Source organism: Hymenobacter sp. BT188 (assembly GCF_014333585.1).
GTDB lineage: Bacteria > Bacteroidota > Bacteroidia > Cytophagales > Hymenobacteraceae > Hymenobacter.
In genome coordinates, this window is sequence record NZ_JACSCW010000003.1 from 802,242 (window position 1) to 824,880 (window position 22,639).

Sequence of the window (22,639 nt, forward strand, 5' to 3'; positions counted from 1 at the left end):
TGGGGGCAAAGTTAACTTGGCTTAGTAGCAGTGATCCGCGTAGGAGAAGGTTTTACAGCTATTAATCTGTCCAGCTGCTAAGTGGGTGGATGCTTTCTTTTCTGTCTGCGTTTTTTTGACGCTTACCATCACGGGTACGCTGGTGTTGGTTTAGGAATAATCGGGTAATTGATGGTTGTGTCACAACGGCTCGACGCTGTGTGCCGTTTGCTTTCTGAGGAATAGCATTTCCAACTCAAGCACCACCATAGCCCCTTACCAAGAGTAATATTTCTTTAGCTTATACTTACCTGCCCGCAGGATAAGCCTAACTACCAAAAGCACAGATGATGAGCGCAACGTCAACTAAGTATTCGTTTGGAATGATTGGCCTGGGTACCATGGGCCGTAACCTGCTCCTGAACCTTGCCGACCACAATTTTGGCGTCGCGGGCTACGACAAAGACCCCAGTAAAATAACGCTGCTGGCAGAGGAAGGCGCCGGCAAACCAGTGCAGGGCTTCACCGATCTAACGCAGTTTATCGACAGCATTCAGACGCCCCGCTCCATTATGCTGTTGGTGCCTGCAGGCAAAATTGTGGATAGCGTTATCGAAGAACTGTGGCCCCTGCTGGCGCCCGGCGACATTATCATTGATGGTGGAAACTCCCATTTTTCGGATACGACGCGCCGCGCTGCTACTTTAAAAGAGGCTGGGTTTCACTTCTTCGGCATGGGAATCTCGGGTGGGGAAGAGGGCGCTCGGTTTGGCCCCAGCATGATGCCCGGCGGCGACAAACAGGCTTACCAGGTAATGCAGCCCATGTTTGAAGCCATTGCGGCCCGCGTGAATGATGAGCCCTGCGTGACGTACATCGGACCCGGTGCTGCTGGTCACTTCGTGAAGATGGTGCACAACGGCATCGAGTACGGCTTGATGCAGCTAATTGCCGAGACCTACGAAGTAATGAAACGCGGCGCTGGTCTTGATAATGCCGCCATTGGTCAGGTATTCGCGCAGTGGAATGCGGGCCGGTTGCAGTCCTTTCTCCTAGATATTACTAAGGATATCTTCGTCTTCCGCGCGCCTCACACAAATCATCTGTTGCTCGACGATATCAAGGACGAAGCGCGTTCCAAAGGCACCGGCATGTGGACCTCGCAGGTAGCTATGGAGCTGGAAGTGCCCATTCCGACCATCGATACGGCCGTTGCCATGCGCAACTTATCCAAATACAAAGGCCTGCGCGAGCAACTGGCTACGTTATACAACAATCCGGCGCCAACAACATCGGCAGCTATCGATCGGGGGGCTTTTCTTAGCAACCTGGAGCAGGCGTTTTACTTCAGCATGGTGGTTACGTATGCCCAAGGCATGCATCTGCTGGCCAAGGCATCTGCTGCCTATGACTACGGATTGCAGCTAGCTGACATCGCTAGGATATGGCGTGGCGGCTGCATCATTCGCTCGAGTTTTTTAAACGACATATTCAACGCGTATCAGCAAACCCCAGCGCTGGAGCATCTGCTGCTCGATGCGCAGGTTGCTGCTGTTGTAAATCAAGCGGTGCCTGGCACCCGCCAAATAGTAGCGGCGGCAGTGGCAGGGGGTATTTCTTTGCCAGCTTATGCTGCTTCGCTGAGTTACTTTGAGTCTTTCCGCAGCGCCCGTCTGCCCTCAAATCTGATTCAGGCCCAGCGCGATTATTTCGGCGCCCACACGTACGAGCTCATTGGGCATAAAGGCGTGTTCCATACCCAGTGGACGCCGGTGCACGAGGACGCGGCCAACAAGCAATCGGTTCAAGAGGACCCGGAAAAGAAGGCCGAGGAGCCAGTCATTCCAAACAAGTAGGCTGCGGCCATTTATCAACCCATTCGCTACACCCTACGCATGAGCTCCAGCAAAGAAACTCAGCCTACCATCTTCGTCATCTTTGGTGGCACCGGAGATTTGAATGCCCGCAAGCTGACGCCGGCGCTTTATCATCTGTATCTGGATGGCTGGCTGCCCAAGCACTTTGCCATTATCGGCAGTGGCCGCACGCCCTTATCGGATGACGAGTTTCGCACGAAGCTGTTGGACGACATCAACCAGTTTTCGCGCACAGGCAAGGCCGATAAGGATACGTGGAAGGAGTTTGCCCAGCACATCGTCTACCAGGCGGCCGATGTTAAGGATGCCACTACCTATAAGAAATTCGGCCAGCGCATTGCGGACTATGAGAAGGAGTGGAGCGTGCAGCCTAACGTGATTTATTACCTGGCCGTGGCTCCCGAGTTTTTTCCAATCATCGCCTCAAACCTGGCCAAAAGCAAGCTCGCCTCCGATACCAAATGCACGCGTATTGTTATTGAAAAGCCCTTTGGTCACGATCTGGAGTCGTCGCGGGAGCTGAACAGGCTGCTGTCCGATATTTTTGACGAGCGGCAGATTTACCGTATCGACCATTATCTGGGTAAGGAAACCGTGCAGAACATCATGGCTTTCCGCTTTGCCAATGCGCTGTTTGAACCGCTTTGGAATCGCAACTACATCGAGCACGTTCAGATTTCCGTGACCGAGCAACTGGGTGTAGGCGAGCGCAGCGGTTACTACGACGGCGCGGGCGCCATGCGCGATATGATTCAGAACCATCTGCTGCAGCTGCTTTGCCTGGTAGCCATGGAGCCCCCCGTCAACTTTACGGCCGACGAGGTACGCAACCGCAAAGTAGATGTGCTGCGGGCCATGCGCCGGTTTACGCCCGAAGACATTCGCGAGTCGGCGGTGCGCGGGCAGTATGCGGCGGGCTGGATGAAGGGCGAGCAAGTGCCCGGCTATCGGGAAGAGCCTGGTGCCAACCCCAAGTCGAACACCGAAACCTTCGCTGCGGTAAAGTTCTTCGTGGACAACTGGCGGTGGCAGGATGTGCCCTTTTATGTGCGTACGGGCAAGCGCATGCACCGCTCAGCGTCCAGCATCACAATCCAGTTCAGGGACGTTCCGCACTTTGTTTTTCCGCCCGAAACCGCGGAAAGCTGGCAGCAGAATCGGTTGGTGATCAGTATTCAGCCCGAAATGAGCATTCGCTTGCAGGTTCAGGCCAAGCGCCCCGGCCTCGACATGATGCTCAATACCGTGGATATGGTGTTCGACTACAAAGGCACCTACACCAGCCAAGCGCCGGAAGCCTACGAAACCTTATTGCTGGATACAATGCTAGGCGACCAGACCTTATTCATGCGCGGCGACCAAGTAGAAGCCGCCTGGGATTTGCTTATGCCTATCCTAAACTCGTGGCAAGGACGTGCCAGCCAGAGCTTCCCCAACTACTCAGCCGACTCGTGGGGCCCGGAAGTAGCCGAAGCCCTCATTGCCCGTGATGGATTCCATTGGTTTACACTCCCGCTCAATGGCAATGAATAAAGCCTCCCAACTCCATATTTACCCCACGCCCGAGGAGGTGCTGACTAGTTTGGCTGACTACTTTATTGAGTTGGCCAATCAGGCTATATCGGAGCACGGGCGATTCTCTGTGGCGTTGTCGGGGGGCAATTCTCCTAAGAAATTCTATGAGCTTTTAGCATCACCGTCGTATCGGCAGCGAGTAGCTTGGGAGAAGGTAGATTTCTTCTTCGGCGATGAGCGCTACGTGCCTCACACCGATCCGGAAAGCAATTACCTGCTCGCGGAGAAGGCCCTTTTTGATCCTTTGCAGATAGCGTCCGCCCAGGTTTTTGCTGTTGATACTGCACTTGCCCCCGCTGAGGCAGCTCAGCAGTACACCCAAACCATTGAGCGCTATTTCGGCCAAAAGGAAGTGCGCTTTGATCTGGTTTTATTGGGCTTGGGAGATAATTCGCACACCGCGTCCTTATTCCCACACACTGCGGTTTTGCAGGAAACCGGAGCAAGGGCGAAGGAGGTTTTTGTGGAGGAGAAGCAAGCTTATCGGATAACGCTGACTGCGCCACTAATCAATCAGGCTCAGGCTGTTGCCTTTCTGGTGTATGGGGCCGATAAAGCTGCCGCTGTGCAACGAGTTTTAACTGCGGAACGCAACATAGAGGAGTTTCCAGCCCAGCTTATTGCCCCTGCCTCAGGCGAGCTGCATTGGTTTTTAGATGCTGCCGCAGCGGCACAGCTTCCTGATAAGCGGAGGTAAAAACAGCTCAAGTATTTAAGGAAGCTCTTCAAATCCTGCTGCATCTACTGGCTCAGCGCCGAGCCGATGCACAACCAGTTTTTCGTCCTGAGCTACTATTGCAGCGCGTGCTAAACCCAGGAATAAGCCGTGCTCTACGATACCCGGAATGGCCTGAAGTTGGAGCGCAAGCTCCGCCGGATCGGGTAATGATTTGAAATGACAATCAATCAGCAAGTTGCCTTGGTCGGAAAGAGCAGGCTGGGGGGCTTTTTTCTTGTCTAGGCGCACTGTTGGATCACCTCCGAGTTGCGCTATGGCATCCAGTACCCACGGCAGCGCAAAGGGCACTACTTCGAGGGGGAGCGGAAAGTGGCCCAGCTGCGGCACTAGCTTCGAGGAGTCAGCAATAATCAACAGATAATCCGATGCTGTTGCCAGCACCTTCTCGCGCAGCAAGGCACCGCCTCCACCTTTTATAAGGGCGAGCTGTGGGCCAATCTCATCGGCTCCATCTACAGTCAGGTCGAAACGCAAGCCACGCCGGGGCTCTACCAAGGGAATGCCCACGCTCCGAGCTAAGACTTCACTGGCCAGAGAGGTAGCCGTAGCCTGAACCTGAAACTGGCCGGCCCGAAGCGCATCACCGAGCAATTGAATGAAATAAGCCGCCGTGCTACCACTGCCTAATCCTACCAGCATACCATCGCGCACCCAGCGTAGGGCCTGCGCAGCCGCACGTTGTTTTTCCTTATCTATTCGTCCCTGGTTTTCGGATGATGCCATAACAACTAGTGGCTCAAAAGCGCACGTTATAATCCACAACTGTCTGAGAAGTGAGGTCGCTGAGAAGGAATTCGGAAGTAATACATAGCAGCTAGGAAGGACGAATGTGTTTGAGCACAAGCATAGGTAGTCGTTCAGCTAAGACTACAAAGGGGATCCAACCAAACTTTCCCTTTAGTAGTCTCGGCTCAAGCTGAACATAATAGGGGCCAAAGCAGCAAAAGAGAAAATATTTTGAGCTTTTGCTACACTATTTCCAGATTCTTAAAATTTCTTTTAGCCCATCATTTCCTTAGTTACTTGATTCTTAACATCGTATATTTAATATGTTACTAATAACTATAAATGAGGGCTTTGCAAGAGAAAATATCTCCTGTATAGCCTATGTATTCCTTTTAGGTACACAACCGATCAACTCTTATAGCACTAAGATTAAGGCTTACTAACCTTGGTGGTATCAATTTTGACAGAAATAGTATGAAACCTTATAGGGAGTTGTGAGTAAAAGGACATAAAATCACTAAATAGTATAGAAACATGTGCTTTTTACTGGATTTACTAAAGTTGTGTACCGGAATATTATTGTTGTATTAACAAAATATTATCTTTTTACAACTAAAAGTTATAAAAAATATTGTTTTAACTACAGAATGATTTTACTTTGCATGCGTACAAGACCATTAAACACCACTTCCTCATTGCCTACTGCCTACTTGTACTAACTCATGGAACGCTACAAACACTACACTGATGCTTCGCGCATCATCTTGCCCGTGGTGGACGTGCTCATCATCTTTGGTGCTTTCCGTCTTACTGGCTTCTTCTTATTTGATAGCTGGGAATTCACCAGCTATTACCCTTTCTTCTTTGCTATTTTTGGGCTGCTGTGGTGGATTCTGTCGAAGGAGTATGCTAATATCTATCGGATAGATCGGCTGATTACCTATCCCGAAAAGCTCCTGTACCTGATTCGTACCTTCCTGATTCATGCTAGCCTTGTACTAGCTGGTGCAATGCTTTTTGACACGATGTGGTTGACGGTGCGCTACCTAGTATTAGTGTACAGCTTATCGGTAGTAGGTGTAGCTCTTGGTCGTTTCCTGCTGGCTTTTGGCTACCGCGTATACTGCACTCATATTGCCCGGGCTCATACCCACTTCATCATTGTAGGCACTGGCAACAGTGGTCAGGAATTACAACGCTTTCTTGAGTCTCATGACCCTAGTAACAAGTTCATGGGTTTCTTTACCGATGAGAAGGTTGCTGACAATCTGAAATCACTTGTAAAAGGCTCCATTGCAGACCTGAAGGAGTTTTGCTCTAAAACGCAGGTAGATGAGATCTACTTTGCGATGCCACTCGATCAGCGCGATCTTATCGAAGACTTATCGCGCTTCGCCGACGACCACTTCCTTTCCTTCCGTATTGTTCCCGACTTTAGTGGCACAGTTCGTCAGGATGTGAATGTGTATTTCTACGATCACATGCCCATTCTCACTATTCGGAATGAGCCCTTGGGAATGCGCACCAATCAGGCAATGAAGCGCCTGTTTGATATCTTCTTCTCCTTGACAGTTATCGTAACTGTGTTCCCTGTAGTGATGGGAATTCTGGGATTGTTGATCAAACTTGATTCTCCAGGCCCAATTTTCTTCAAGCAGCTGCGGCCTGGCAAGCGTAACCAGCTTTTCCCTTGCTACAAGCTGCGCACGATGCAGGCCAACCACGGCCAGACAGAGTTGCAGGCTACAAAAAACGACATGCGTATCACTCGCGTTGGCAAGTATCTGCGCAAGTACAATCTTGATGAGTTGCCTCAGTTCTTCAACGTATTAATGGGACAGATGTCAGTGGTAGGTCCTCGCCCTAACATGCTCTCCCAACTGGAAGAGTACTCCAAGCACATCCGTACTTATCAGATGCGTCATGCTGTAACTCCAGGTATTACAGGCTATGCTCAGGTAAATGGCTACCGCGGCGAAACCCGCGAAGCTGGTACCATGGAGAAGCGTGTTGAGTATGATCTGAAATACGTGCAGAACTGGTCATTCGGGTTGGACATGAAGATCATCTTCCAGACTGTTTGGAATATGGTTCGCGGCGAGAAAAACGCTTATTAAACCACCGCTGGGGGGCAAATTATGCCCATGTATCCAACTACTATCACTTTGCGTAAAGGCCCCTGCCACAGTTCGTACGACTATCGTCGGCAACCGTGCTAGGGGCCTTTTCTTTTAACCTTTGATCTTCGTTCCCGCCGGCCGTTGTCACTTACTAATCACAAATTACCCCATTGCCACTTCCCGCTCTACCACGCCAACTGGTCTTGGACACTCGTATTACGACGGGCAACCGGACTGACTTTATAGATACAATACTGCGGCTTGGTGCTGCACGTACATCCGCTTATGTATGCTTCGCTAACGTGCATATGTTAGTGGAAGCTCACAACGATCCTGGGTTCCGTAAGATATTGGATGGCGCTGCCATCGTATCACCCGATGGTAGCCCCGTGGCTGCGGCCGTGAGTTGGTTTCATGGGCAACAGCAGGAACGTGTAGCTGGAATGGATTTGCTGCCTGCTTTACTTGCCGAGGCCGCCCAGCGCAATCAGTCCGTTTATTTTTATGGTACCACCGAGGAGGTGTTGGCAGCCATGGTAGCCCGTGCCCGGCGCGAGTTGCCTACCCTGCGCATTGCTGGCACTCATTCGCCGCCCTTTCGTCCGCTGACCCCTGATGAAGATAATGCTGAAGTAGCCGCTATCAATGCTGTAGATCCTGACTTGGTTTTCGTGGCCTTGGGCTGCCCACGCCAGGAGCGCTGGATGGCTGCGCACCAAGGGCAGATTCGTGCTTGTATGCTGGGAGTTGGTCAGGCGTTTCCGGTATATGCGGGCATGGAGCAGCGCTTGCCCGTGTGGGCACGCAAGCTCTGGCTGGAGTGGGCTTATCGGCTGTGGTTGGAGCCAAAACGGCTATGGCGGCGCTACTTGATTACCAATTCACATTTTCTGTACCTGATGGCGCAGCGCACTGTGTTTCGAAATAATGCTACCATCAAGACTGTATCATAGCCAAAGTTGAAATGCGCCAATTTACGTACTTTGATTTGGTCAACAAATCAAAATGCAAATCGCACGTGCAATAATATAATTATATGGGAAGAAGATTAGTAAATTGGCACAGTTGATCTGTGATGGAGTAATATTTGCTGATTTCTCACTTTATCTTCCTTCTTACTTTATTTCTCATGCAAGCAGTTATACTCGCAGGTGGTTATGGGACTCGTATCAGCGAGGAAAGTGGCGTCCGACCAAAGCCGATGGTTGAAGTGGGCGGTAAGCCAATCCTATGGCATATAATGAAGATCTATGCTCACCATGGCATTACTGATTTCGTAGTGTGCTGTGGCTATAAAGGTCATCTGATCAAACAATATTTCGCTGACTATTTCCTGCATAATGCCGACGTGACATTTCGTTTGGACCGCAACGAGATGACCGTGCACCGCAACCGCGCTGAGCCTTGGACCGTGACTTTGGTTGATACCGGGGAGGAAACCATGACTGGGGGGCGTTTGCGAAGAGTCCGCGACTATCTGGATGGCAATACTTTTTGCCTTACTTATGGTGATGGAGTAAGTGATGTGAATGTTCGCGAATCTATTGCCTATCATCAGAAGCAGGGTGCTTTAGCTACGCTCACGGCTGTGCGCCCACCCGGCCGTTTTGGTGTCTTCAACCTTACGGATGATAGTAGTCTGATCTCAAACTTCACTGAGAAGCCTGAGGGTGGCGAGTCTCCGTGGATCAATGGAGGATTCTTCGTCTTGGAGCCGCAAGTACTGGATTACATCGAAACCGATGCAACGGTGTGGGAAAAAGGCCCCTTAGAGCAACTGGCGGCTGATAATCAACTGGTGGCCTATCGGCATACTGGCTTTTGGCAACCCATGGATACCTTGCGCGACCGTAACTTGCTAGAGGAAATGTGGGCCGTTGGTAAAGCGAAATGGAAAGTGTGGAACGATCAGCCTTCTAATAACCAGGCTCATGAGCTATATGCAGCTCAGCCTCCCTTACTAATTAAATAAGTTATTGAGCACCAAGCACAGTAGTACTGACTAATGCTCAATTTCTAACTTGATATATGAAAGCGCAACGCATTCTCATTACTGGTAATATGGGCTACGTAGGGCCCGGCGTCGTGCGCCACCTGCGTCGGGAGTTTCCTGCGGCTGAGCTGATTGGGTTTGACATGGGTTTCTTTGCCCATTGTCTTACCGGCGCAGGGCGTTTGCCTGAGTCGCGGCTGGACCGCCAGTATTTCGGTGACGTGCGCAACTTGCCCACGGAATTACTTCAAGGTGTTGATGCCATCGTGCATTTAGCGGCTATTTCCAACGATCCGATGGGTTCAGCTTACGAGGATGTAACTTTGGCTGTAAATTATCAGGCGGGTATTGGGGTGGCGCAACGGGCTAAAGAAGCAGGTGTGCGTTCATTTGTATTTGCCAGCAGCTGTAGCATGTATGGCGCTGGAGGCGAAGGCGCTAAAACGGAGACTTCTACACTGAATCCGCTCACAGCTTATGCACGCTCCAAAGTGTTAAGCGAGCATGATTTAGCTCCCTTGGCTGATACGAATTTTTGCGTTACCTGTCTGCGCTTCGCAACTGCTTGTGGGTGGAGCGACCGGCTGCGGTTAGACTTAGTAGTCAATGACTTTGTAGCTGGCGCAGTAGCTGCGGGAGAGATTAATATCCTTAGTGATGGCACGCCGTGGCGTCCGCTTATCCATGTACAGGATATGGCGCGGGCTATTGAGTGGGCCATCAGCCGAGAGGCCACAAACGGCGGCGATTTTCTGGCTGTAAACGCGGGTTCTGATCAGTGGAATTACCAAGTACGTGAGTTAGCGGAGGCGGTAGCGGCGGCCATTCCCGGCACGAGTGTCAGCCTGAATGCGGCGGCGCCACCTGATAAGCGTTCGTATCGTGTCGACTTCAGCTTGTTCCGACAATTAGCCCCCCAGCACCAGCCCCAGCGTACTTTGCCTGATACAATAGCCGAGCTACGGGATGGGTTGATGAGCATGGGTTTCCACGATACCAGCTTCCGCTCTTCACAACTAATGCGACTACAAGTGCTTGCTGCCCTGCGCGAAAGCGGACAGTTGACCGCCGATTTGGAGTGGGCTGATACAGCAGCTGTCGCCACCGAGTCTGTAGGCGCTTAAGCTTTCTATTACTAAGGCCTTTCAAAACAGGAGTCGTTCTGGGAGGCTTTTATTCAATTAGACGATGATTTTTACTGAAACTGAGCTAGCCGGCGCTTTTATCATCGATATGGAGCGGTTGTCGGATGAGCGAGGTTTTTTTGCTCGCGCGTGGTGTGAGGATGAGTTTGCCGCGCATGGCATTCATCAGTTGCCCCTGCAGGCAAGTATATCTTCAAACCCTAAGCGCGGCACTTTGCGGGGTATGCACTATCAAATTGCCCCCCACGGCGAAAGCAAGCTTGTGCGCTGCACAAGGGGAGGCATTTATGATGTGATCGTGGATATGCGTGAGCAGTCGCCTACGTACGGGCAGTGGGTAGGAGTGGAGTTAACTGCCGATAACTTCCGCATGCTATTTGTGCCTGAGTACTTTGCGCACGGCTTCATCACGCTGCAAGACAACACGGACGTTTCGTATCAGATATCGGCTAAATACACGCCCGGCGCTGAGCGGGCTTTGCGCTGGAACGATCCGGCTATTGGAATTGAATGGCCTTTTGAACCTGTATTGCTATCTGAAAAAGACCGTAATCATCCGGACGTTCAACTAGCCGTCCGGATGTAAAATGGAGCGGTTTTGACCGTATGCATTACCCATTGCTGTAGAGCGGCCAGCAATCCATAATTGAATTTGTGTTGCTGATTTATTTTTTTAGGCCATAAACGATTTTTTACCCACCTCATGGGAATATCTACTCCATCATCCATTGCTACTGCCTTGTCTACTTCTACCAACGCAGTTGAAGAAGCACACACTGAATTCGCTCCGCCGCCCTCTAGCCCGTGTCGGTTTTGTGGTACACCTCTCACTCACACATTCGTCAATCTAGGCACATCACCCCTGTGCCAGAACCACGTGCGGCCATCTGAGTTCAATAGGGCTGAGCCCTTCTACCCGTTGCATGCCCGCGTCTGCAACGAGTGCTTTTTGGTGCAGCTTGATGAGTTTGTTAGCCCCACGGAGGTTTTCAACGATTACGCTTACTTCTCCTCCTATTCCGTATCGTGGCTGCGTCATGCTCAGCGCTACACGGATATGGCTGCGGAGCGGTTTAACCTTGATTCAAAGAGCCTAGTAGTAGAAATTGCCAGCAACGATGGGTACCTGCTTCAGTACTTCGTGGAAAAAGGCATTCCAGTATTGGGAGTTGAGCCAGCCGCCAACGTAGCAGAATATGCGCAGGCAAAGGGCATCAACACGATGGTGCGCTTTTTCGGTCGCGACACAGCTCAACACGTAGCAACAACGGTGGGCCAGGCTGATTTGCTGCTGGGCAACAACGTGTTAGCTCACGTACCTGACATCAACGACTTCGTGGGAGGAATGCAGGTGCTGCTCAAGCCCGAAGGCGTCATCACGATGGAGTTTCCGCACTTGCTGCGCCTGATCGAGGGAAATCAGTTTGATACGATTTATCACGAGCATTTCTCTTACTTATCCTTTAACACGGTAGAGCGCATTTTCGCGCATCATGGTCTCACGTTATTTGACGTAGAGGAGGTGCCTACTCATGGGGGGTCGCTGCGCATCTTCGCCCGCCATACTGCTCACGAGGCCCAGCCGGTAACTGCGCGGGTTGCTGAGCTTCGGGCGCGCGAAGTAGAAGCAGGCATCCTTGATTTGGCTTTGTATGCGGCCTTTGAGGAAAAGACGAAGGAAACCAAGCGCAAGCTACTGGATTTCCTGATCGAGGCGGCTCGTGAGGGCAAGAAAGTAGTTGGCTACGGCGCGCCCGGCAAGGGCAATACGCTGCTCAACTACTGCGGTATCCGCACCGATTTCATGGAATATACCGTCGATTTGAGTCCCCACAAGCAGGGTAATTTCCTGCCTGGCACGCGTATTCCTATTCTCCACCCCAATCACATCAAGCAAACCAAGCCTGACTATGTATTGATTCTGCCCTGGAATCTGCGGGAGGAAATCATGGAGCAAATGGCGGAAGTTCGCAGCTGGGGGGGCAAATTTGTGGTGCCCATTCCGGAAGTTAAGGTTTACGACTAGGCTTGGTTATCATGATAGAGAAGCTGGGATGTTAGTAGGATGATATGAAAAAGCCCCCAGCTTCTCTACAATGAGCTTTCCGACTTAGGGTAGCGTTCTATTTACGTTTGCTGTTTCTGCACATGACTTCTTCACTATCCAAAAAAGCCCCCCAGGCCCCCTCAACTGCTGTAGGAAGCACTGAGCAGCCAAAAACGCCGTTTGGATTGATGGAGCGGTTGTTTCCCATCTGCCGTAGCATTACCGGCAACGGCGTGCGCGAAACGCTAACTATCCTGCGCGAGTATCTGCCCGAACTGGTAATTCATGAAGTGCCCAGCGGTACGCCCGCTCTTGACTGGACAGTGCCAGCCGAATGGAACATTCGGGATGCTTGGGTAAAAAATGAGCGAGGCGAGCGGGTTATTGATTTTCAGCAGCATAACCTGCATGTGCTCAATTACAGCACGCCCGTGCAGGGTTGGTTTACGCGCGCTGAGTTGGATGAGCACTTATTCTCGCTGCCTGACCAGCCCGACCTAATTCCGTATCGTACCTCGTATTATCAACCCAATTGGGGTTTCTGCCTTGCTCACCAAGACCGCTTAGCGCTTCCAGAAGGTCGGTATGAAGTCTGCATAGACAGCACGTTAGATCCTGCTGGTGCCTTAACTTATGGGGAGTTATTTCTGCCCGGTAGCAGCGAGGAGGAAGTGCTAATTTCCAGCCATTGCTGTCATCCGTCGCTGGCTAATGATAATCTCTCGGGTATTGCGGTGGCTACGTTTTTGGCTCGGCACTTAGCGCCGCAGCCCCGTCAGTACTCGTATCGGTTTGTGTTTATTCCTGGTACTATTGGCTCCATTACGTGGCTAAGCCGGAATATTGAAACCGTCCAACACATCCAGCATGGATTGGTTGCTACGCTGTTGGGGGGTCCTGGCAATTTTACTTACAAAAAATCGCGCCGCAGTGCTGCCGATGTTGACCGGGCTGTGGCTGTAGTGATGCGCGATTCGCGTTTACCGCACGAAATACGTCCCTTTTCGCCCTATGGCTACGATGAGCGGCAGTATTGCTCACCGGGTTTTAACTTGCCTGTCGGTTGTCTTTCACGCACACCTTTTGGGGAGTTTGCCGAGTATCACACCTCCGCCGATAATCTCGATTTCGTGCGCCCCGAGCACCTGAGCCAAGCAATAGATTTATTCAGCCAGGTGTGCAACGTGCTCGAAACCAATAAACGATACCGTAACCTAAGCCCTTATGGTGAGCCCCAACTGGGCCGTCGTGGGCTTTACAAAGGTGTTGGCGGGGGCACGGAAGGCGCTGATTGGCAGATGGCATTACTTTGGGTGCTCAACCTGTCCGACGAAGAACACTCTCTGCTTGCTGTAGCGGAGCAATCTGGCTTACCCTACGGCCTGATAGAGCGAGCCGCCACCGCTTTACTGGACTGTGGCCTGCTCGCCCGCATTGAATAGAGCAATCAGGCAAGTCTACCAAAAAAAATGCTTGTTGCTACGTGTCATTTGCTATGAACTCATCTGCTAATCCTGCCACAACGACTATAGGCCATAGTCACGCCGAGCCGAGCTTCGCCGCCTCTAAAGCACTACAGGAGCGCTTTCACGCTGTAATTCCTGGTGGTAGTCACACGTATGCCAAGGGAGATGATCAATTCCCGGAACACATGGCGCCGTACATCGAGCGGGGCGATGGCTGTAGGGTGTGGGATGTAGACGGCAACGAGTTCATCGAATACGGCATGGGGCTGCGCTCCGTCACACTGGGGCATGCATTCGTTCCTGTTGTGCTGGCGGCTCAGGCCGAGATGACACGAGGAATCAATTTTGGCCGGCCCGCCACTTTAGAGTTGGCAACCGCCGAAGAGTTTCTGGACCTGACACAGGCCGGCGACATGGTCAAGTTCACTAAGAATGGCTCCGACGCTACCAGTGCTGCCGTCAAGTTGGCTCGTGCCTACACGGGCCGCGACCTGATAGCCGTGTGTGCTGATCACCCGTTCTTCTCGGTTGATGACTGGTTTATTGGCACTACAGCCATTAGCGCCGGGATTCCCCAAGCCGTACGCGAGCAGTCACTGCACTTCCGCTACAATGATATCGCGTCTTTAGCTGCCTTATTTGCGGCTCATCCTAATAAGATTGCGGCTGCTATCATGGAAGTAGAGCGCGACGTTCCACCGCTTCCGGGCTACTTAGAAGCCGTTCGTGACCTCTGCACCCGAAACGGAGTAATTCTAATATTCGACGAAATAGTATCGGGCTTTCGCTCCCATGTAAGCGGCGGGCAAGGAGTGCATGGTGTGCGCCCCGATCTAAGCGCTTTTGGCAAAGCACTCGGCAATGGGTTTTCCATTGCCGCTCTGACTGGTCGGCGTGAGTTGATGGAATTAGGTGGCCTGCGTCAGAAAGAACGGGACCGGGTATTCCTGCTTTCAACTACGTATGGTGCCGAATCTCATTCGTTGGCAGCTGCTCGGGCGGTCATGCAGATATACCGACATGAGCCAGTGATAGCGCACCTCAACGAACAAGGCGAGCGGTTGCGACAGGGCTTATTGGCCGCCGTGCGAGATCATAATTTAGAGGAGAATGTCCCCATCTTCGGGCAAAGCTGCTGCCTTTTTTATGGTTCTCGCGATGCACAGGGACAACCTTCGCAGGCTTTTCGTACCCTGTTTTTACAAGAAACGCTGCGTCGCGGATTGTTGCTGCCCTCCTTTGTAATCAGCTATTCTCATACCCCAGCCGTAGTAGACACCACTATCGAGCGCGTGCATGAGGCCTTGGGGGTTTACCGCCGCGCTCTGGATGAAGGGATTGATAAGTATTTGGTAGGTCGCCCAGTGCAATCGGTGTATCGTGCACGCAATTAATTAGGTATGCGAATTCTTTTGCTTCATAATCGCTATCAGCAGGCTGGCGGTGAGGATGTAGTCTTTAGGGCAGAGCTAGAGCTACTTAGGGCTCACGGCCATCCTGTCGATACCTTAGAGTTTGATAACGACTACATTCAATCTGCGTGGGATAAACTGCTTACCGGTGTACGAAGCTTATATAATCCGGTCAGTGCCCGTTTATTAAAGAAAAAAATAGAGGCTTACAAGCCCGACATCATTCATCTCCATAATTTCTTTCCGGTCGGGTCACCTTCTTTGCTTTACGCTGCCGCTGCCGCCGGCGTACCCGTCGTGATGACACTGCACAATTATCGTCTGGTTTGTCCCAGCGCCATATTGTACACCGATGGGCAGATTTATGAGAAAAGTGTAAATCAAATACTACCCTGGGACGCTATCAAACGGGGTGTTTATCGAAACTCGCGCATGCAAACTGCTTCGGTAGCGGTCATGACTGGTGTACATAAGCTGCTTGGTACTTGGCGCGAGAAAGTTGACAGGTACATAGTACTTACCGATTTTGCCCGGAATATTATTGTTAATTCTTCTCTCAAACTGCGCCCTGAGCAAGTGGTTGTGAAGGTAAATTCGGTGCCCGATTGCGGAATTGGCCCGGCTCAACGCTCAGAGCAGCTGCTGTTTATTGGTAGATTGACACCAGAAAAAGGAATTGCTGTTTTACTGAATGCTGCAGAAAAGGGTAAATTCCCTTTGCATATAATTGGCGATGGTCCTCTACGATCTGAGGTAGAAGAACGGGCAGCCCGGTGCTCTTTTATCACCTATACTGGTTTCAGCACACGTGCAACGGTAGCGGCGGCCCTCCAAGAAGCTCGTGCCCTAGTTGTAGCCTCCACTTGGTATGAGGGAATGCCACTGGTTGTGCTGGAAGCATTTGCAGCTGGTACTCCCGTCATAGCTTCGCGGCTGGGCGGGCTAGGCGAACTGATTCAGCATGAAGTTAATGGGCTGCATTTTGAACCGGGCAATTCAGAGGACTTACTTGAGCAAGCCCATCGGTTGTGCCGCAACTCTGAACTAGCTGCAAAGCTTGGGCAAAATGCTCGGAAGTCTTATGACACCCGCTACTCTCCCGAGCGTAATTACCAGCAGTTGGTTTCTATTTATCAATCTGTGCTAACGGAACGTGCTGCCACAAATAAGGCTGAGAAAGCTTTGTATTCGTAGCTGCCCGGAATATCTAGGATTAAGTTTTACACACAAAAAAGCCCCCCATAAAGCATCTGGGGGGCTTTTTTGTGTGTAAAACGGAAATCTTAATTTGTTGATACCGATTCTCCCATTGATTGAGGTTCGGACTCCCATTCTGCTAAAGCATAAACAGCAGCAAGCCCTTTGTCCAGCGGAATAGAAGCGCGCCACCCCATGCCAGCTAGTTTGCTGACATCCAGTATTTTACGCGGCGTCCCGTCAGGCATTAATGCGTTAAATCGAAGCTTTCCACGGTAACCGGTTATACGCTGAATTAAGCGGGCTAAGTCGGCAATGGAGATGTCTTCGCCGGTACCTACGTTAATAGGTTCTGAGCCATCATAGCGTAGCATGAGGTGAAGACAGGCATCAGCCAAGTCATCCACGTGCAGGAATTCGCGGCGGGGCGTACCAGTACCCCATACTTCTACCGTAGGAGACTCGTTTATGCGAGCTTCGTGAAACTTGCGCAGCAACGCGGGTAACACATGCGAGTTTTGTGCGTGGTAGTTGTCGTGAGGACCATAAATATTTGTGGGAATAGCCGAGATAAACGAACAGCCGTGCTGACGGCGATATGCTTGGCACTGTTTCACCCCGGCAATCTTGGCTATGGCATACGGCTCATTGGTTTGCTCTAAAGGACCGGAAAGCAAGTATTCTTCACGCAATGGCTGCGATGCCAGGCGTGGATAGATGCACGAGGAACCTAAAAACAGAAGCTTCTGAACGTGGTGTACATAGCTCTGCTGCAACACATTAGCCTGAATCATCAGATTATCATAAAGAAAATCAGATGGGTAGGTGCTATTTGCATAAATGCCCCCCACGTGAGCGGCAGCTAAAAAAACGTAGTCTGGACGTTCGGTGGCAAAAAAATCTGCAACTGCTGCTTGGTCGCGCAGGTCCAACTCTTGGGAAGTACGCGTCACCAAATTTTGGTAGTCTGCAGCTCGCAGGCGGCGTTCAATGGCCGAGCCAACCATGCCGCGGTGACCGGCAATATATATTTTGGCAGATAACTCCATCGGAAAAACGTAAAGCGAAAGAAAAGAATGGTGAGGTAGGGTAGAAGAGGCAGTGTATTAGTTGGGTTGAAGCAGTGCTTGCAGACCAGATTTAATCAAGGACGTTTGTCGACTGAAGAGACGTAAGTCATGCTGAACCATCTCTTGCACCAACAAGGGGAGATTGTGGCGAGGTTTCCATCCTAATTGCCGCCGAGACTTGCTGGCTTCTGCCAATGATGGTTCTACGGTGTGGGCACAATAATAGGCTGAATCTATTGCAACAACAGTTTGGCCAGGCATTAAAGCAAAGTCGTTGTTATGACAAGCCGCGACGTAGCCAACCTCCCCAGCACCATCGCCCTGAAATACAAGGTCAACCCCTAGTTCGGCAAAAGCCAAGCGTACAAATTCACGCACGGTAGTCATAACAGCAGTAGCGATGACATAATCTTCGGGTGTTTCCTGCTGCAACACGCGCCATATGGCTTCCGCATAATCCTGAGAATAACCCCAATCATGACGCGCTTCAAGCGAATCAAGATACAGCGTGCCCTGCAACCCTAAGGCAATACGAACAGCCCCCTGAATAATTTTGTGAATCAGTGTTGTTTCGCCACGACGCGGAAATTCATAATTTAATAAGGAACCATTGCAAGCGTACAGCCCATTAGCCGCACGATGTTTAGCAATTAGTTCGCTACAGGAAACCTTGGTGGCGGTGTAAGGTAAAGAGGTATGCTGAGATCTAGATTTCGATTCAGCTAGCCTCTGTAATGCAGTACTTGTTTGTGGAACCGCCGCTTGATAGATGCGTACGCTGTCAACCAAATTGGTTGAGCGAATAGCTTCCAGAATTCGTAGCGTACAAAGATTATTAACTTCCACAGTATACTCCGGCGTCTCGAATGGTGCACTCATATAAGAAACAGCCCCGAGATTATATATTTCATCTGGCCGAATTTCTTGCATGAGCCGCGTGAGCGTAGTGGCATCAGTCAGGTCAGCATAGTGCAAGTTAAAACTGACATTATTCAGACAACCAGCCTGGTACGACACATCCGCTCGTTCGTAACTGAACAGGGATGCATGCTTTTTGATTCCGTGCACTTCGTAGCCTTTTTCTAATAGTAACTCAGCTAGGGAGAAGCCATCTTGTCCCTTAATACCGGTTATTAAAGCCCTTTTCATGCGCAGATGAGGAAACTATATAGCCCTGTTGTAATCATTTATCAATAAATGTACTTGCAAAATTTTATAGTGCAATAAATTAATGTAAAAATTAAATTAAATGAGTGCGTTTTTAATATCTTAATGAATGGTTAAATAGCTTGATATTAGTGCTTTATGGTCTAATGCCTCAGAGGCTATAGAAAACGCTTTAATGAATTTATCTCGCCAAAATGCATATACTTAGTTTATATATTTGGTTACAAGTTTAGTCTTGTATTTCTGCCTGATAGACTTAATCGATCCATGACTGTAATCTCAACTGCTGTCTACGCATAGCAGGTATAAAACAGAAAAGCCCGACCATTTAGGTCGGGCTTTTCTGTTAGATGAAGAAAGGAAGTTATTTGGTCAATTTGATTGTTTTGCCCGACAAACTTCCCGACATGAACATCAAATAGTATCGGCCAGTAGGCAGATTTAGCGAACTCATGTCGATGCTGCTTTGAGCAACGCCAGCACTGAAGTTAATGCTCCGTTTCTGAATTAGGCGACCAACTTGATTAAAGAGAGCAACATTCATCGTTTCAGCTGTTTTCAGTTGAGTCTGAATAGTTACTACATCTTCGAAAGGATTAGGAAATGATTGGGTAGAAACCGAGTTCGTAGTAGCTAGAGTAGTAGGTGTGCTGCTCGGAGCTGGTGTGCTGCCGGGAGCAGTCCAAACTTCGATACCGGAGATGTTAGCATCGCCACCAGAACTCGCCAGTTGAATAAATCCATCAGAAACTGTAACCGCTAAAGGACCTATTTTATCCCAATTACCAGCTGTACCACTATTATAATTAGTTAAGACAGTCTTATTGTTGAGTGCTAAGCTGTAGCGCTCTGGTTTGTTGTCTTCCCACACATACACATATATGCTGTAAACTCCGTTAGGCACATTAGCCAGTTGCACTTTTACGTTTCGCCCCCCCACTGATGAGCGAATCATCTGGGCACGAGTAGCATCAGGGTTTGACCGCAGCTTGACGTTCTGGTTAGAGAATAAAGTGCCGCTGATTTGCAGATTAGTTGCGCCAGTACTGGCTTCCCATTTATTGCCGTCCAGTGTAATTGCCCCCCCATTAATATTTATCGCCCGATACAGCTGTGCTATGGCAGGAGCGGGGGCTGGTGTAGGCGCTGGGGCAGGTGCTGGTGCTGGGGTAGGCGTTGGAGCCGGAGCGGGGGCTGGTTCCGGGGCGGGATTGACGGTGATGGTGACCGGGGCGCTTGTGGTGGTGGCCCCGGCATTGTCGGTGGCGCGGGCCGTGAAGGCGACCGTGCCGGCCGTGGCGGCCGTCCAGTTGAGCTGGTACGGCGCGGTGCTCACTTCTCCGAGCTTGGCGCTGCCCTGGAAGAACTCCACCTTCTGCACCGAGCCATCGGAATCACTGGCCGTGGCCGTCAGCAGTTGGGTTTGGCCCAGGGGCAAGGCTAGGTTGTTGGTTGGCGCCGTCAGCGCTATGCTCGGCGCCACATTCGGCGCTGGGGTAGGAGCCGGTGCAGGAGCTGGCGCAAGAATTGATTTCCATAGTTCTACCCCTGAGATATTCGCGTTGTCAGTGCCAGTAGCATTAATGGTCAACTGACCGTTGGTAACTGCGGCAGCATATGGTCCTAAGCGCGTCCAGCTACCAGCTAGCCCACTTATAACATCACTCTGAACTAATTGGCCTTGTACACTGACATTGAAACGCATGGAGAAGTTATCTTCCCATATGTATAGGTACACGAAGTAGTTGCCGCTAGAAACATTCGAAAACTCAATACCTGCATTCCGGCTTCCAATTGATGAGCGAATCATCTGAGTGCGTTCCGCATCAGTTGATGGATTGAGCGTAACGTTCTGGTTTGAGAAGTACTCTCCTGCAATGTTTACATTGGCTGCACTGCCGCTGGCTTCCCACTTATTGCCATCCAACGTAAGGGCATTACCATTAATATTGATTCCCCTATAAAAGGCAGCATTAGCCGGAGCAACGGGTGCAGGTGCAAGAATGGGCGTAGGCGTTGGAGCCGGAGCGGGGGCTGGTTCCGGGGCGGGATTGACGGTGATGGTGACCGGGGCGCTTGTGGTGGTGGCCCCGGCATTGTCGGTGGCGCGGGCCGTGAAGGCGACCGTGCCGGCCGTGGCGGCCGTCCAGTTGAGCTGGTACGGCGCGGTGCTCACTTCTCCGAGCTTGGCGCTGCCCTGGAAGAACTCCACCTTCTGCACCGAGCCATCGGAATCACTGGCCGTGGCCGTCAGCAGTTGGGTTTGGCCCAGGGGCAAGGCTAGGTTGTTGGTTGGCGCCGTCAGCGCTATGCTCGGCGCCACATTCGGCGCTGGGGTAGGAGCTTTTACAATTAAGCCAGGCGTTATATTCTGATTCTTAACCTTTTCCAGCCAAAAAGTCCATTCTGCTTGCTCCGTTTGAGGAGTGATAGGATTAGGAAGCGAGGTGTTATTCTTATTGTAGTGAATGTTACGAAACCATGTATCATTTCTGTCCTCCCAGTTGCCTTTTTTCACATAGCCAATCTGGTTATCGTGTGCCGAGATGTTGAAATAGTAGGCATCGGTGTCATTGCTACTCGTGCTGTTCCAGGTATAGATACCAACGTTGGAAGATTGAAGGTATTGACCATCAACATAGCCGCTAGAAACAACTCGGTTATTATAGATCTCAATGTCATGACCGTTTGCTACCGCTATGCCATAGTTCAGCATGCTAACTACTTGGTTGTTGTGGCATTTTACAAAGCCACTAGATTCTGCCAAAAAGCTGGGGTCACCATCACCTAGCAAAATGCCCCCACCAGAATGGTTAGTCGCAGTTGCAGGTACTGGATATCCGCCTTGGATATAGTTATTATGTATTAAGATTGGGCTGTCAGAAGTGCCGTTAGATTTATAGAGATTAATGTTGTCTTCGACATAGCTTTTATTAGGGGTATTCACTACTTCATTCCAAGCAACTTCCACCCCGCGGATGCCTTGCACCCCGTTGAATTGTAAAAATTGAACGTGTTCTTTTCCACCATTCCGGGTACGACCATCAATATTGCGTGCTTGGTTATAGAGTACCTTGATACTTTGCCTTGCGCTTTTGTCACCTACATAATTGGCTAAGTAGATGCCAGAGGTTTGCTCCATATAGTTGTGCTCTAGGTGGGCATTTTTGAAATTGTTCGCATCAAAAAAGCGCCCTTGCCGCACATTATCGATAGTAGGCGTAAGAGCTAGGCCACGCGTATTGCGAATAGTAACGTCGTTATTCTGATAGTGCGCTCTAATGAGAATTCCTGCACTCTGAATATTTGAGTTTTCAATAGTTACAGGCTCCGACGTTTCAATAGAGATGGCTGGTATTCTGGAGTCAAGGCTCCGCCAATTGCCGCTGTAGGTTCCTCCTTTAGTAATGGAGATCGGTCCATTATAAATAACCTCACTTGACTGAGCCAAGGTTATTAATGAACCTGGGCCCAGCATCAATAGAAGTACAAATGCTGAGGACAGCCAGTTGATGAAAGTTTTTGAGTAGAGCTGCTTCATTAGTTTGGGTTTTATTTACCTCTGTTATGTTCGGTGCAGAATGTAAGTTAGAAAGGATCTGACCTCATCTGTTTCTGGTTGAAATCTAATTCAAGACTGTTTTTTGTGATTCGTATAATTGTATCGTTGTTGTCATAAGGGAGTGGCGTATAGGATGAATAGTATGGTTATAGGTGCTGACAAATGATATATCTCATATTTATTTGAACAATCATCAACAACGCTTTTATAAATATAAACGATTGAAACACTGTTTTGCAATAATAGAGCCGTGTTTTATTGAACATTTTTATTACAAAGAACTATTAATTGCATCATATGACTTGGAAATATTAAAATTTTATGCTGAGATGGGTTTTAGTAATTAACGATATAAAATAAGTGCTAAATAAATTTTATATAACTATTTTAAGTAAGGTGTGATAGAGAGTGTGTTTTGATTACCACATAATATAGTAATTCAATAATATAATTATTGCTTGATACTTAATCATTGTCAATCTAGTTCGACAGTATTAATTAGAGGTTGCCTAATAAACAGTAGAAAAAAGCCCCCCACCGGCCGCGCTGTAGTATATACTACAG

General features: G+C 50.0%; 16 protein-coding genes. 12 read left to right on the forward strand and 4 right to left on the reverse strand.

All coding sequences use genetic code 11. The features are described from left to right. The first annotated feature begins 326 nt into the window (after positions 1 to 326). From gndA to pgl, 3 genes are read left to right on the forward strand one after another with little or no spacing between them, the layout of a single operon-like run. A complete protein-coding gene (gene gndA / locus H8B13_RS11580; RefSeq protein WP_187310932.1) occupies positions 327 to 1,835 on the forward strand; it encodes an NADP-dependent phosphogluconate dehydrogenase in 1,509 nt (502 codons plus the stop codon). A gap of 39 nt (positions 1,836 to 1,874) precedes the next feature. Further along, a complete protein-coding gene (gene zwf / locus H8B13_RS11585) occupies positions 1,875 to 3,389 on the forward strand; it encodes a glucose-6-phosphate dehydrogenase (RefSeq protein ID WP_187310933.1) in 1,515 nt (504 codons plus the stop codon). After that, positions 3,382 to 4,128, forward strand: a complete 747-nt coding sequence (gene pgl / locus H8B13_RS11590) for a 6-phosphogluconolactonase (RefSeq protein WP_187310934.1) — start codon at positions 3,382 to 3,384, stop codon at positions 4,126 to 4,128. The genes zwf and pgl overlap by 8 nt, the downstream gene beginning before the upstream one ends. Before the next feature lie 15 nt (positions 4,129 to 4,143). On the opposite strand, the gene rpiA is transcribed toward pgl, so the two are convergent. Then, positions 4,144 to 4,893 (reverse strand): ribose-5-phosphate isomerase RpiA, encoded by a 750-nt coding sequence (rpiA, locus tag H8B13_RS11595; protein WP_187310935.1) that lies wholly within the window; start codon positions 4,891 to 4,893, stop codon positions 4,144 to 4,146. A 725-nt stretch (positions 4,894 to 5,618) separates the two neighbouring features. Between rpiA and H8B13_RS11600 the strand changes: the two genes are divergently transcribed. The 9 genes from H8B13_RS11600 to H8B13_RS11640 all read left to right on the forward strand — a co-directional run bounded on the left by H8B13_RS11600 (position 5,619) and on the right by H8B13_RS11640 (position 16,273). Then, entirely contained in the window at positions 5,619 to 7,013 is a 1,395-nt protein-coding gene (locus H8B13_RS11600; RefSeq protein ID WP_187310936.1) for an exopolysaccharide biosynthesis polyprenyl glycosylphosphotransferase, read from the forward strand. A gap of 206 nt (positions 7,014 to 7,219) precedes the next feature. Continuing rightward, on the forward strand, positions 7,220 to 7,969 hold the full coding sequence (locus H8B13_RS11605; RefSeq protein ID WP_261990318.1) for a WecB/TagA/CpsF family glycosyltransferase: 750 nt from the start codon (positions 7,220 to 7,222) through the stop codon (positions 7,967 to 7,969). Positions 7,970 to 8,145: 176 nt separating this feature from the next. Then, on the forward strand, positions 8,146 to 8,988 hold the full coding sequence (gene rfbF / locus H8B13_RS11610; RefSeq protein WP_187310938.1) for a glucose-1-phosphate cytidylyltransferase: 843 nt from the start codon (positions 8,146 to 8,148) through the stop codon (positions 8,986 to 8,988). A 56-nt stretch (positions 8,989 to 9,044) separates the two neighbouring features. Further along, positions 9,045 to 10,133, forward strand: a complete 1,089-nt coding sequence (locus H8B13_RS11615) for an NAD-dependent epimerase/dehydratase family protein (protein ID WP_187310939.1) — start codon at positions 9,045 to 9,047, stop codon at positions 10,131 to 10,133. 64 nt (positions 10,134 to 10,197) lie between these two features. Next, complete coding sequence (rfbC, locus tag H8B13_RS11620) at positions 10,198 to 10,740, forward strand: dTDP-4-dehydrorhamnose 3,5-epimerase (RefSeq protein ID WP_187310940.1); 543 nt, start codon at positions 10,198 to 10,200, stop codon at positions 10,738 to 10,740. Between the two features lie 117 nt (positions 10,741 to 10,857). Next, positions 10,858 to 12,180 carry a class I SAM-dependent methyltransferase gene (locus H8B13_RS11625; protein WP_187310941.1) on the forward strand — a complete coding sequence of 441 codons (1,323 nt, stop codon included), beginning with the start codon at positions 10,858 to 10,860 and terminating at the stop codon, positions 12,178 to 12,180. A gap of 122 nt (positions 12,181 to 12,302) precedes the next feature. Further along, a complete protein-coding gene (locus tag H8B13_RS11630; RefSeq protein ID WP_187310942.1) occupies positions 12,303 to 13,643 on the forward strand; it encodes a DUF4910 domain-containing protein in 1,341 nt (446 codons plus the stop codon). 53 nt (positions 13,644 to 13,696) lie between these two features. Next, the gene (locus tag H8B13_RS11635; RefSeq protein ID WP_187310943.1) at positions 13,697 to 15,061 is read left to right on the forward strand and encodes a glutamate-1-semialdehyde 2,1-aminomutase; all 1,365 of its coding nucleotides are present in this window, start codon (positions 13,697 to 13,699) and stop codon (positions 15,059 to 15,061) included. Positions 15,062 to 15,067: 6 nt separating this feature from the next. Further along, the gene (locus tag H8B13_RS11640; protein WP_187310944.1) at positions 15,068 to 16,273 is read left to right on the forward strand and encodes a glycosyltransferase family 4 protein; all 1,206 of its coding nucleotides are present in this window, start codon (positions 15,068 to 15,070) and stop codon (positions 16,271 to 16,273) included. Between the two features lie 89 nt (positions 16,274 to 16,362). Here H8B13_RS11640 and H8B13_RS11645 read toward each other — a convergent pair whose 3' ends face one another. The 3 genes from H8B13_RS11645 to H8B13_RS11655 all read right to left on the reverse strand — a co-directional run bounded on the left by H8B13_RS11645 (position 16,363) and on the right by H8B13_RS11655 (position 22,054). Then, positions 16,363 to 17,325, reverse strand: coding sequence for a GDP-L-fucose synthase family protein (locus H8B13_RS11645; RefSeq protein ID WP_187310945.1), 963 nt, complete (start codon positions 17,323 to 17,325; stop codon positions 16,363 to 16,365). Positions 17,326 to 17,382: 57 nt separating this feature from the next. Beyond that, positions 17,383 to 18,495, reverse strand: a complete 1,113-nt coding sequence (locus H8B13_RS11650) for a GDP-mannose 4,6-dehydratase (RefSeq protein WP_187310946.1) — start codon at positions 18,493 to 18,495, stop codon at positions 17,383 to 17,385. Between the two features lie 382 nt (positions 18,496 to 18,877). Then, positions 18,878 to 22,054 (reverse strand): Ig-like domain-containing protein, encoded by a 3,177-nt coding sequence (locus H8B13_RS11655; RefSeq protein ID WP_187310947.1) that lies wholly within the window; start codon positions 22,052 to 22,054, stop codon positions 18,878 to 18,880. Positions 22,055 to 22,639 lie beyond the last annotated feature (585 nt).

What these genes read in the sequence shown, in the direction of transcription:
- pgl (WP_187310934.1), top strand. Translation starts at nt 3,382, where the DNA reads ATGAATAAAGCCTCCCAACTCCATATTTACCCCACGCCCGAGGAGGTG.
- rfbC (WP_187310940.1), top strand. Translation starts at nt 10,198, where the DNA reads ATGATTTTTACTGAAACTGAGCTAGCCGGCGCTTTTATCATCGATATG.
- rfbF (WP_187310938.1), top strand. Translation starts at nt 8,146, where the DNA reads ATGCAAGCAGTTATACTCGCAGGTGGTTATGGGACTCGTATCAGCGAG.
- H8B13_RS11630 (WP_187310942.1), top strand. Translation starts at nt 12,303, where the DNA reads ATGACTTCTTCACTATCCAAAAAAGCCCCCCAGGCCCCCTCAACTGCT.
- H8B13_RS11640 (WP_187310944.1), top strand. Translation starts at nt 15,068, where the DNA reads ATGCGAATTCTTTTGCTTCATAATCGCTATCAGCAGGCTGGCGGTGAG.
- H8B13_RS11635 (WP_187310943.1), top strand. Translation starts at nt 13,697, where the DNA reads ATGAACTCATCTGCTAATCCTGCCACAACGACTATAGGCCATAGTCAC.
- H8B13_RS11655 (WP_187310947.1), bottom strand. Translation starts at nt 22,054, where the DNA reads ATGAAGCAGCTCTACTCAAAAACTTTCATCAACTGGCTGTCCTCAGCA.
- H8B13_RS11650 (WP_187310946.1), bottom strand. Translation starts at nt 18,495, where the DNA reads ATGAAAAGGGCTTTAATAACCGGTATTAAGGGACAAGATGGCTTCTCC.
- H8B13_RS11615 (WP_187310939.1), top strand. Translation starts at nt 9,045, where the DNA reads ATGAAAGCGCAACGCATTCTCATTACTGGTAATATGGGCTACGTAGGG.
- zwf (WP_187310933.1), top strand. Translation starts at nt 1,875, where the DNA reads ATGAGCTCCAGCAAAGAAACTCAGCCTACCATCTTCGTCATCTTTGGT.
- rpiA (WP_187310935.1), bottom strand. Translation starts at nt 4,893, where the DNA reads ATGGCATCATCCGAAAACCAGGGACGAATAGATAAGGAAAAACAACGT.
- H8B13_RS11600 (WP_187310936.1), top strand. Translation starts at nt 5,619, where the DNA reads ATGGAACGCTACAAACACTACACTGATGCTTCGCGCATCATCTTGCCC.
- gndA (WP_187310932.1), top strand. Translation starts at nt 327, where the DNA reads ATGATGAGCGCAACGTCAACTAAGTATTCGTTTGGAATGATTGGCCTG.
- H8B13_RS11645 (WP_187310945.1), bottom strand. Translation starts at nt 17,325, where the DNA reads ATGGAGTTATCTGCCAAAATATATATTGCCGGTCACCGCGGCATGGTT.
- H8B13_RS11625 (WP_187310941.1), top strand. Translation starts at nt 10,858, where the DNA reads ATGGGAATATCTACTCCATCATCCATTGCTACTGCCTTGTCTACTTCT.